The sequence below is a fragment of the Duganella sp. Dugasp56 genome, from assembly GCF_047304105.1.
Classification (GTDB): domain Bacteria; phylum Pseudomonadota; class Gammaproteobacteria; order Burkholderiales; family Burkholderiaceae_D; genus Rugamonas; species Rugamonas hordei.
Map to the genome: position 1 here is coordinate 18,830 of NZ_JBGLYQ010000066.1, position 10,208 is coordinate 29,037.

Consider the following 10,208-nt stretch of genomic DNA (forward strand, 5'->3'; position numbering starts at 1 on the left):
AGACCAGCATGCGCACCATCGTTCATTTGTCCGACCTGCATTTCGGCCGCGTCGACCAGGATTTGCTGCGGCCGCTGCAAGAGCTGACCGCGCGGCTGGCGCCGGATGTGGTGGTGGTGTCGGGCGACCTGACGCAGCGCGCCAAGACCGAGGAATTCAAGGCGGCGCGGGCGTTTCTCGACACCTTGCCGGGGCCGCAGATCGTGGTGCCGGGCAATCACGACATCCCGCTGTACAACGTCGCCAGCCGCTTCCTGACGCCGCTGCGCAAATACACGCGCTATGTGACGCTGGACCTGGCGCCGGAATATGTGGACGAGGAGATCGCCGTGCTGGGCATCAATACCGCGCGTTCGCTGACGTTCAAGGATGGGCGCATCAACCACGACCAGGTGGCGCAGATCCGCCAGCGCATGGGTGCGGTGGATCAGCACCTGACGCGCATCGTCGTCACCCACCACCCGTTTGATTTGCCGGAGCACTTCGACCAGGACGACCTGGTCGACCGCGCCCCGATGGCGATGCGGGCGTTCGCCGAGTGCGGCGTGGATTTGTTGCTGGCCGGGCATTTGCACGCCAGCCACGCCGGCAACAGCGCGCAGCGCTACAAGATCAGCGGCTACGCGGCGCTGGTGGTGCAGGCCGGCACCGCCACCTCCACGCGCGGCAGGGGCGAGTCGAATTCCTTCAACGTCATCCGCGTCGAGCCCGACATGGTGCAGGTCGAGCGCTACAGCTGGATCGCCGGCACGGCCAGTTACGAGCCGGTGCACACCGAACGCTTCCGCCGCGAAGGCGACGTCTGGTCCCTCACCGGCGAATCGTAACCTGACCCCGGGGTTTTAGAGCCAGTAGTCCATCAAGCGGGCGGCCCATTCCTTCATGCGGCTGGCCCAAGGACGGTGGCGCCAGTCTTCCAGCGTGATGCGGGTCGAGTCGCGCAGGTCTTCCTGGAAGGCCTTTTCCATTTCGATGCCGAAGGCGTCGCCCAGCACCACCACGTTCAGCTCGCTGTTGTGCAGGAAGCTGCGGGTGTCGATGTTGGTCGAGCCCACCGTCGACCAGTTGCCGTCGATGACGGCGGTCTTCGCGTGCAGCACCGCCAGCTTCAACTGGTAGATCTGCACGCCGCTCTCCAGCAGCTGGTCGTAGAAGCCATGGCCGGCGTAGAACACCAGCCCGCTGTCGGACACGCCCGGCAGCACGATCTTCACGTCCACGCCGCGCCGCGCCGCAGCCTTCAGCGCATCGACCGTCTGCTGGTCCGGCACGAAATAGGCGGACGTGAGGTGGATGCTCTTCTTGGCTTCCTGGAACGCCAGGCTGTAGGCCTTGTAGATCTCGAACTGGCTGCCCGGGTCGCTGCCCAGCACGCGCACCACCTTGTCGCCGGCGATCACCGGCTGCGGGAAGTAGTCGGCGTCCGGCAGGTCGGCCTTGTCCTGCGTGGCCCACTGGCGCACGTACAGCCACTGGAACGCCTGCACCGCCGGACCTTCGACCTTGATGTGGGTGTCGCGCCAGCCGACGTCGGACTTGTCGGTGGGCCTGGACTTGGAACGGAACAGCGAGCTCTTGGCATACGTGGCGCTGATGTTGATGCCGCCCGTGAAGGCGATCTTGCCGTCGACGATCAGCACCTTGCGGTGGTCGCGGTTGTTGACCTTCCAGCTGTCGCCGTTCAGTTTGGCCGGATTGACCGGGTTGAATTCCATCAGATGGATGCCGGCCTTGCGCATGCGCTCGAAGAACTCGGCCGGCACGCCAAGCGTGCCCACGCTGTCGTACATGATGTTGACCGTCACGCCTTGCTGCTGCTTGTCGATCAGCGCGTCGGCGAACTTCAGGCCCAGTTCATCCTGGTCGAAGATGTAGGTTTCCAGGTTGATGTTGTTGCGCGCCGCATTGATGGCCTTGAGCATCTCGGCCATCGTTTGCGGACCGTCGAACAACAGCGTGCACTTGTTGCCGGCGATCAGGGGCACGCCGGTGGCGGCTTCCTCCAGCGCGGCCTGCGCCTGCTGGTCCAACGTGGCCTTGGGCCAGCGCTTGGCCAGCAGCGCCTTGGCGCGGCCGTCGCTCAGCGTGCCGTTGGCGCCCTTGACGCTGGGCACGGCGCCCGGCTCGAGCTTGTCGCTCATCGCCGTCACGTTCGGCAGCGAGGCGCATGCGCCCAGCAAACCCCAGCACATCAGGCCGAGGGGCAGCCAGTAACGCATGCGTGCAGATTTCATCTTGTAGCCTTTTCAGCGGTTTTCGATTCGTCGGATAATGCCAGCGGCGCCGCTTCTTCTTCCGCCGAGCCGAAGAAGAACGACACCGGCGCCTGCCGGAACTTGCGGCCCAGCGCCTTCAGCAGCTGCCAGCCGTGCTTGAAATGCACCTGGCGCGAGCGCAGGGCCACCCACAGCGCCAGTCCGAAACTGACCAGCAGGTTGACCGTGCCGATGGCCAGGAAACCAGCCACGGACGTCAACACAAGTTCCCAGCTGACATTGTGGTCGAGTCCCACCATGGCTGTCGCAAAGTTGGCCGATGAGAACGTCACGTGGCGGATATCCAGCGGCATGCCCAGCAGGAAGCCCAGCAGCGGCATCACGCCGAGCAGGATGCCGAAGAAGAAATTCCCCATCAGTCCGCCCAGGTTGTTCTCCATGTACACGCCCAACCGGTCCAGCCGCTCCTGCCCCAGCAGCCAGCGCAGGCCGCGCAGCTGCGCGACGCGCCGGGCCCAGCGCGTGTACAGCGCCTTGTTGTCGTAGTAGCCCGAGATCAGGCCGGCCACGAACAGGCAGACGCCGGCGATGGCCGCGTAGATCAGCGTCGGACCGTGGATGGGATCGATATCGTGCAGCAGGTGCATGGCCTTGTCCGGCGACACCAGGTGGTGGCCCGTCAGCCACGGCCAGGCCATGGCGATCAGCCAGGCGGTCGGGATGGCGGTGGCCAGGTTGCCCAGCACCGCCATGTTTTGCGTGCGTATCACCTTGCTGCACAGCTCGGCCATGCTGTCGAGGTCGATGTTGCGGCCGTCCTTGCTTTGCAGGCCGGCTGCGATGCGCGAGGCGGTCATAGCCGGCTGCTTGGTGGCGACGGTGAAATGCAGCAAATGGATGAACATGAAGCCCAGCGAATAGTTCATGCTGAACAAAAAGGTCTCGACCAGCGGCGCGGCGCGCAGATACGAGGCCAATATCTTGAACAAGGCCATGAAGCCGATCACCAGGCCGGCGCCGGCCGACGACACGAACATGCCGCGCAATTCCTTGCGCGAGTCGGCAACGTAGTGCTCGCCGGTGTGGCTGGCGTTGTCGGTGATGTTGCGCGCCAGCAGATCGATATTGTCGCCCAGCAGATCGCGCACCATGTATTTGTTGTTGTGCGCGGTGATCAGTTCCTGCGCCAGCGCCACGGCGGCGCTGCGGCGCGGACTCGGCGGGCCTTCCTGCTGATGCGGAACGTGGGTCGCGGCCAGCAGGTTTACAGGCAACTGCGCTTCCAGCTGCGGCGCGGCCGGCAGCTCGCCGCTGACGTCGACCAGGAACAGCAGCTTGCGCAGGCGGTCTATGCTTTGCGTCAGCGCCACCAGCAGGTAGGTCAGCGCGATGCTGGTGCCCTGGCTCAGCGCCTTCTTGCGGATCCTGGCGATCACCTCGTCGCACTGGTCCAGCATCACCAGCAGGTGGCGGGCGTCTTCCAGCGCCACCGTTTCGCCGGCCAGCATGCGCTGGTAGCTGTCGAGGTAGGCGTTGACTTCGAAGTTCTGCACCATGAACGGCGACTCGTAGGTCTCCATCTCGGTGTGGAAGTTGGTCAGCTTCGGCTCCAGGCCGATGGCGCACACGCGGTAGGACAGCGTGCGTATCGCTTCCAGCAGGCCGGGCAGCATCAGGTTGCCGTCCGGCTCGTCCTCGTCATGCGCCATGGCGATCACGTCGACCAGGGCCAGCCAGTCGGCGGCCGGCACGGCGGCGATCCAGATGTGGTCGGTGCGGCGGTAGACCACCTGGTCGAGCGCGTCGCTGAGGTAGTCGTCGCCCAGCGCCGGCGGCAGCATGCGGAAGGCGATACGGCGCTTCAGCTCGGTGAAGAAACCGTCATTCGACAGCACGCCGATTTCGGTGTACAGGCTGGCATGGCGGCGGCTGGCAAGCAGCGTGCGGGCGTAATTTCGCAGCGCCAGCGCGTGCGCAGGGTTGCCCTTCAACAGCTGGCACAGCGTGCGCACATTGGCGGTGGCGCGCGCGCCGTCGCTGGGGCGTGGGGGACGCAGCGTGTCGAACAGCGCGACCATCAGGCCGATATCGCTGCTTTGTGCGTCGATGCGTTCGAGGATATCTATCATGCAACGCAGTATAGCCAGCTGTCGGACATTCGTATGTACGCTGCCGTACATACAAATATCCAACAGGAAACTCGTCTCTTAACAGAGCAAGATCTTTTTGGCTGCCTGCCGCAGCTCGGCGCGGAAGTCCGGATGGGCGATGGCGATCAGCGCCTCGGCCCGCTGGTGGGCGGATTTGCCGCGCAGCTGGGCCACGCCGTATTCGGTCACCACGTAGTTGACGTCGTTCTTGCCGGTGGTGACATGGGTACCCGGCGTCAGCGTGCAGACGATGCGCGACACGCTGCCTTCCTTGGCGGTCGACGGCAGCACGATGAAGGCCTTGCCGCCGCGCGAACGGTTGGCGGCGCGGACGAAATCGACCTGGCCGCCGGTGCCGGAATAGGGCAGGTGGGCGATGCTTTCCGATCCGCACTGGCCCAGCAGGTCCACCTGCAGGCTGGCGTTGATGGCGACCAGCTGGTTGTTCTGGCCGGCCAGGTAGGGATCGTTGGTGTAATTGACCGGGTGCATTTCCAGCATCGGATTGCGGTGCATGAAGTCGTACAGCTTGCGCGAGCCCAGCGCGAAGGTGGCCACCATCTTGTTCGGCAAATAGGTCTTGCGGCTGTTGTTGACGGCGCCCGATTCGACCAGCTTGAGAATACCGTCGCCTATCATCTCGGTGTGGACGCCGAGGTCGTGCTTGGAGGTCAGCTGCATCACCACCGCGTCGGGAATGCCGCCGTAGCCGATCTGCAGGGTCGAGCCGTCCTCGATCATCTCCGCCACGTAGCCGGCGATGGCTTCCTGCACCGGCCCGATCTTGGGCAGGCCGACCTCGATCACCGGCTCGTTGCTCTCCACCAGCGCCGTCACCTGCGAGATGTGGACGTGGCACTGGCCGTGCGCGTACGGCACGTTGGGATTCACTTCCAGTACCACCACGCGCGCCTTCTGGATCGCCGCCATGGTGTAGTCGGCGCCCAGGCTGAGCGCGAAATTGCCGTGCTCGTCCATCGGCGAGGCCATCGAGAACACCACGTCGGACGGCACCATGCCGCGCTCGATCAGGCTTGGCAGTTCGGAGAAATAGGCGGGGATGAAGTCGGCCCAGCCGGCCTGTCCGGCCGAGCGGGAGGCTCCGCCGAAGAACAGCGCCACGTGGCGCACGTGCTGGACGGTGTCGCAATCGAAGTAGCCGTATTTGCGCATCGCCAGGATCTGCGCGACCTTGACGTCGCGGAAACGGGTGCGCTGCTCGGACAGCGCGTGCAGCAGCGTGGGCGGTTCGCCGGCGCCGGACGGCACGATGATGAAATCGCCGTCCTTCAGCAGTTCGATGGCCTCTCCCGGGGAACACCGTTTGTCGTCATATTGCGTGTGCATAGCGGTCCGCCTTTCGCATGATGAAATGTCACTATAAACCAAGTAGCTGCAAATATGGGTGTAAAAGTGGTCGAACGCACAGAGGTGGACCCGGCTGTGGCCTACCATGGTGCCATTATGAAAACCACCTTGTTCACGCTGGCAGTCATCGCGCCCCTGACCGCGGCGGCGCAGGCGCCGTCTTCAGTCCAGGTCTACGGGCTGCTGGACGCCGGCGTGGTGTCCGAGCGTGGTTGCAATGGCGACTGCACGCGGACCAAGGTCGACAGCGGTATCGCTTCCCCTTCGCGGCTGGGCGTGCGCGGTCGCGAAGACCTGGGCGGCGGCACGGCGGCCGTCTACACGCTCGAGGCTGGCGTACTCAACGATACCGGTGCCTCCGACCAGAACGGCAAGCTGTTCGGCCGCCAGGCCTATGTCGGGCTCGACGGCCCGCTGGGCATGGTCACCTTGGGCCGCCAGTACAACCTGGTCTACGAAGCGCTGACCGACGTGGCCGACCCTTTCCACGGCGGCATGGCCGGCAGCGCCGCCAACCTGGTCGGCTACACCACCAAGCGCTACGACAACACCATCAGGTACGCGACGCCGCGCAGCAAGGCCGGCTGGAGCGGGGCGGCGATCTACAGCTTCGGCGAGTCGCCGTACAACAGCCGGGTCAACCGCGCGTACGGCGCCACCATCGGCTATGCGCACGGCGCCGCCAACATCAGCGTCAGCCATCAGCGCAAGGACAATCTGCTGGACGCCACCGGCACCATGCCGGCGGTCGACCAGTCGGCCCGCAACACGCTGGTGGCGGCCAATTTCAACTTCGGCCGCTTCGTCGGCTACGCCGCGTACGGCCACAGCAAGGGCGACGGCAGTTCGCCGTGGGACATGAACAATCCCTACGGCGCGGTGGTGCAAAGCACGCCGTCCAACGACAGCCGCGACGTGCTGGTCGGCATCGCCGTGCCCAGGGGCGCGCTCACCTGGCTGGCCTCGTACATCCACAAGGACGACCGCGGCCTGGCCAACCGCGACGCCAACCAGATCGCCGTCGGCGCCAGCTACGCGCTGTCGAAGCGCACCGACTTCTACGCCGCCTTCGCCAGGATCCAGAACCGCAACGGCGCCGGCTACACGGTCGGCAACGCCACCAGCGCCGGACAGGGCGACAAGGCGATCAACATCGGCCTGCGACATGCATTCTGAACAAACGTGATAAATTGCCCGTTCCACTGACTCACTAACATCAGGAACGAGCATGTATCTGACCTATTTCAACGGCGCCTGGAGCGAAGGCAACACCCCACTGTATGGCGCGATGGATCACAGCGTATGGCTGGGATCGTCCGTGTTCGATGGCGCCCGCGCGATCCGCGGCCATCTGCCGGATCTGCGGCCGCATCTGCAGCGTGTGATCAATTCCGCCGAGCGCGTCGGCCTGGCCTGTCCGCTGAGCGTGGATGAGATGGAAGCGCTGGTGCGCGAGGGCGTGGCCAAATTCCCGGCCGATGCCGAGCTGTATGTGCGGCCGCTGGTGTTCGGCACCGACGGCTTCCTGATCCCGGTGGCGGAAAAAAGCGCGTTCGCGCTGACGCTGTTCGACGCGCCGATGCCACCGTTCACCGGCTTCTCGGCCTGCCTGTCGGGGCTGCTGCGGCCGGAGCCTTCGATGGCGCCCACCGACGCCAAGGCGTCCGCGCTGTACGCCAACACCGCCAAGGCCATCCGCGAAGCGCAGCAGCGCGGCTACGACAACGCCGTGGTCTGCGACAGCGCCGGCAACGTGGCAGAGTTCGCGTCGGCCAACCTGTTCCTGGTCACGCCGGGCGGTGGTGTGGTGACGCCGGTGGCCAACGGCACCTTCCTGTCCGGCATCACGCGCGCCCGCGTGATCGAGCTGCTGGCGAAGGAGGGCGTGCAGGTCGAAGAGCGCACCGTGCGTCCCGAGGAACTGGACAGCGCCGTCGAGATCTTCAACACCGGCAACTACGGCAAGGTCACGCCGTGCATCCGCTACGAAGGACGCAGCCTGCCGGTGGGACCGATCGCCACGCTGGCGCGCGACCGCTACATGGCGTTCTCGGACAGCCAGTAATCAATCAGCTTTGTTACTTGGCCGGGCAGCTGGCGCTGAGCCAGCGCCCGGTCGATTCCACCGTGACGTTTTGCGGCTGGCCGCTGGCGGCGGTGGTGACGTTCATGTTCATCGTGTAGCTGCTGTCGCCGTTGAAGCGTATCGTGCCCTGGCCGCTGGAGGCCGGATCGGTGCAGCTGAACGAGATGTTCATGCCGCCCGCCACCGGCTCCTGCTTCGACGTGCACTTGCCTTTCTGGCTCAGCGGCAGTTCCTTCTTCGCCGCCATCTCCGGCGTCACGCACGCCGTCAGCACCATGCCGCCATCGCTGCCCGACTGCGGCATCGAGACGCCGTTCTGCTTCATCATCGCCTCGATCTGGGCGCGCTGCTCCGGCGCCATGTTGGCCAGCTGCTTGAGCGCCATGCCCATCGCCTGGTCGGTCTGCGCGTTGCCGGTCTTGACCTTGTTATTCAATTCCCACAGGCCGGGCTTGATGGTCGGCGCCGGGGTTTGGGCCTGGACCTGGGCCGCGGCCAGCAAGGCCAGCGAAATCAATACACGCTTCATGTTATCTCCTGAAAATGAAAAAACGGCGCACCACCGTCGGGTGGAGCGCCGCTTCAGATGCTGGCGGAGAGGCGCTACACGCCGCGTCCGCTAATCAGGCGCAGCAGCACCATGATGATAGCAACTACCAGCAGGATGTGGATAAAGCCGCCTACGGTGTACGAAGTGACCAGGCCCAGCAGCCACAGGATAAGCAAGACTACAGCGATGGTATACAGCATGATTCTCTCCTCAGGTTGTTATGCGAGTTCATTATCTTCTGCCGACTGCAGTCCTTCTGTACGCTGTCGTACTTAAACAGAACGCAACTGGCCGTTGACGATTTTGACCTGATCGCCCGAGCGCCATTGCGGCTGCGACGACTGGTGCAGCACGCGCTTCTTGCCGTTGTCCATGCGCACGGTGATCTCCCAGCTGTGTGTGGTCTTCATATTGCCTTCGACCTGGTTGCCGGCCACCGCGCCGCCGACCGCACCGGCCACCGTGGCCAGTTGACGGCCATGGCCGCTGCCGACCTGGTTGCCCAGCAGGCCGCCGAGGATGGCGCCGCCGGCCGCGCCGACGCCGCTGCCCTGGCCGCGATGTTCAATCGAGCGCACCGATTCAACCACGCCGCAGCTGTTGCACACGGCGGGCGCGTGTTGCGCTGCCGGTTCCTCCATCTGGCCCTGGGCCGGGCCTGCGTTGTTGGCGTTGTTGAGATTGCTGGCATAGCCGGCTTGCTGTTGCTGTTGCGGCTGCCGCTGCGGTTGTTGTTCCGGCGGCGGCACCGACGACAGCTGGCCCTGCATCGGCGCGGCGCCGGGCACGGTGGCGCTGGAAGTCGGCAGCCAGCCCATGATGGCGGCGCTGCCCACGCCGCAGAACAGCACCACCGCGACGGCGGCGATGACCATGACAGGGTGCAGCGATTGTTTGGAGGTGTGGGTTGGGGTGTCCATGAGGCGTCCTTTTTTATGATGGATTAATATCTGGATTTTCCCTCAAGACATGTTCTGCTTCCGTGCGTCAGCGTACATACAGAGCAAATCATTGCCATTACGCTGGTCCCATGCATACCTCTCACTCCACTCCGTCCGATGAAGACCATGCACCGTCCAGGCAAGTGCTGAACCGTCTGCTGTCCAGCCTGCCGGAGGACGACCAGCACACGCTGCTGGCTTTGTGCGACACGGTGCGGATCGAGGTGGGCGACGTGTTGTACGAGCCGGGCCAGACCATCCGCCATATTTACTTTCCCGTCGACAGCCTGATTTCACTGCTGGCCGTGGCCGAAGGCCGCATGACGCTGGAGGTGGGCTCGGTGGGGCAGGAGGGCATGATAGGCGCATCGGTGGCGCTCGGCCACGAGCAGGCCCAGGTGCGCGCGGTGGTGCAGCGCGCCGGCCGCGCCAGCCGCATTGCCGCCGCCGATTTCTGTACCGAGTTCCGCCGCACCGCGTCGCTGCAGCGGCTGCTGTACCGCTACACCGACACCTTGCTGGCGCAGGCGATCCAGATCGCCGTGTGCAGCCGTTTTCACGTGCTGGAGGCGCGGCTGGCGCGTTCGCTGCTGATCACGCGCGACCGCCTGCAGTCGGAAAAATTCCACCTGACGCACGAGTTCCTGGCGCACGCGCTGGGCGTGCGCCGCGTCGGCGTGACCAAGGCCGCCAGCGCGCTGCAGAACCAGAAGCTGATCACCTACAGCCGCGGCAATATCGAGATCCTCGATTCGGCCGGGCTGGAAGCCGTGTCCTGCCGCTGCTACGAGCTGGTCAAGGACAACGGCGCGATCGGCATGGCCAGCGTGTTCCTGTAAATCCGGGGTCAGATCTGACAATTGGACACGAGCTCTACCGTAGCAACCGCTACGGTAG

10 protein-coding genes are annotated in these 10,208 nt (G+C 64.9%); 4 read left to right on the forward strand and 6 right to left on the reverse strand.

The features are described from left to right. Positions 1–8: 8 nt before the first annotated feature. On the forward strand, positions 9–827 hold the full coding sequence (locus ACCD07_RS30170; RefSeq protein WP_413449460.1) for a metallophosphoesterase family protein: 819 nt from the start codon (positions 9–11) through the stop codon (positions 825–827). Between the two features lie 15 nt (positions 828–842). Here ACCD07_RS30170 and cls read toward each other — a convergent pair whose 3' ends face one another. From cls to ACCD07_RS30185, 3 genes are all read right to left on the reverse strand, one after another. Further along, complete coding sequence (gene cls, locus ACCD07_RS30175) at positions 843–2,234, reverse strand: cardiolipin synthase (RefSeq protein WP_176653619.1); 1,392 nt, start codon at positions 2,232–2,234, stop codon at positions 843–845. Further along, the gene (locus ACCD07_RS30180) at positions 2,231–4,345 is read right to left on the reverse strand and encodes a site-specific recombinase (RefSeq protein WP_353404731.1); all 2,115 of its coding nucleotides are present in this window, start codon (positions 4,343–4,345) and stop codon (positions 2,231–2,233) included. The genes cls and ACCD07_RS30180 overlap by 4 nt, the downstream gene beginning before the upstream one ends. Positions 4,346–4,423: 78 nt before the next feature. Continuing rightward, a complete protein-coding gene (locus ACCD07_RS30185; RefSeq protein WP_413449461.1) occupies positions 4,424–5,713 on the reverse strand; it encodes an acetyl-CoA hydrolase/transferase family protein in 1,290 nt (429 codons plus the stop codon). A 117-nt stretch (positions 5,714–5,830) separates the two neighbouring features. On the opposite strand from ACCD07_RS30185, the gene ACCD07_RS30190 reads away from it, so the two are divergent. Beyond that, on the forward strand, positions 5,831–6,910 hold the full coding sequence (locus ACCD07_RS30190; protein ID WP_176653622.1) for a porin: 1,080 nt from the start codon (positions 5,831–5,833) through the stop codon (positions 6,908–6,910). Between the two features lie 52 nt (positions 6,911–6,962). Continuing rightward, positions 6,963–7,799, forward strand: a complete 837-nt coding sequence (locus tag ACCD07_RS30195) for a branched-chain amino acid aminotransferase (protein WP_176653623.1) — start codon at positions 6,963–6,965, stop codon at positions 7,797–7,799. 13 nt (positions 7,800–7,812) lie between these two features. Here ACCD07_RS30195 and ACCD07_RS30200 read toward each other — a convergent pair whose 3' ends face one another. From ACCD07_RS30200 to ACCD07_RS30210, 3 genes are all read right to left on the reverse strand, one after another. Continuing rightward, the gene (locus tag ACCD07_RS30200) at positions 7,813–8,349 is read right to left on the reverse strand and encodes a DUF3617 domain-containing protein (protein WP_353404733.1); all 537 of its coding nucleotides are present in this window, start codon (positions 8,347–8,349) and stop codon (positions 7,813–7,815) included. Between the two features lie 74 nt (positions 8,350–8,423). Continuing rightward, positions 8,424–8,570 (reverse strand): lmo0937 family membrane protein, encoded by a 147-nt coding sequence (locus ACCD07_RS30205; protein ID WP_020705825.1) that lies wholly within the window; start codon positions 8,568–8,570, stop codon positions 8,424–8,426. A gap of 72 nt (positions 8,571–8,642) precedes the next feature. Then, the gene (locus ACCD07_RS30210; RefSeq protein WP_413449462.1) at positions 8,643–9,290 is read right to left on the reverse strand and encodes a glycine zipper 2TM domain-containing protein; all 648 of its coding nucleotides are present in this window, start codon (positions 9,288–9,290) and stop codon (positions 8,643–8,645) included. 110 nt (positions 9,291–9,400) lie between these two features. Here ACCD07_RS30210 and ACCD07_RS30215 point away from each other — a divergent pair, with 110 nt between their 5' ends. Then, positions 9,401–10,150 (forward strand): Crp/Fnr family transcriptional regulator, encoded by a 750-nt coding sequence (locus tag ACCD07_RS30215; protein ID WP_176653626.1) that lies wholly within the window; start codon positions 9,401–9,403, stop codon positions 10,148–10,150. Positions 10,151–10,208: the final 58 nt, after the last annotated feature.

Coding starts and splice junctions, on each gene's coding strand:
- ACCD07_RS30195 (WP_176653623.1), top strand. CDS start 6,963: ATGTATCTGACCTATTTCAACGGCGCCTGGAGCGAAGGCAACACCCCA.
- ACCD07_RS30205 (WP_020705825.1), bottom strand. CDS start 8,570: ATGCTGTATACCATCGCTGTAGTCTTGCTTATCCTGTGGCTGCTGGGC.
- ACCD07_RS30190 (WP_176653622.1), top strand. CDS start 5,831: ATGAAAACCACCTTGTTCACGCTGGCAGTCATCGCGCCCCTGACCGCG.
- ACCD07_RS30180 (WP_353404731.1), bottom strand. CDS start 4,345: ATGATAGATATCCTCGAACGCATCGACGCACAAAGCAGCGATATCGGC.
- ACCD07_RS30210 (WP_413449462.1), bottom strand. CDS start 9,290: ATGGACACCCCAACCCACACCTCCAAACAATCGCTGCACCCTGTCATG.
- ACCD07_RS30200 (WP_353404733.1), bottom strand. CDS start 8,349: ATGAAGCGTGTATTGATTTCGCTGGCCTTGCTGGCCGCGGCCCAGGTC.
- cls (WP_176653619.1), bottom strand. CDS start 2,234: ATGAAATCTGCACGCATGCGTTACTGGCTGCCCCTCGGCCTGATGTGC.
- ACCD07_RS30215 (WP_176653626.1), top strand. CDS start 9,401: ATGCATACCTCTCACTCCACTCCGTCCGATGAAGACCATGCACCGTCC.
- ACCD07_RS30170 (WP_413449460.1), top strand. CDS start 9: ATGCGCACCATCGTTCATTTGTCCGACCTGCATTTCGGCCGCGTCGAC.
- ACCD07_RS30185 (WP_413449461.1), bottom strand. CDS start 5,713: ATGCACACGCAATATGACGACAAACGGTGTTCCCCGGGAGAGGCCATC.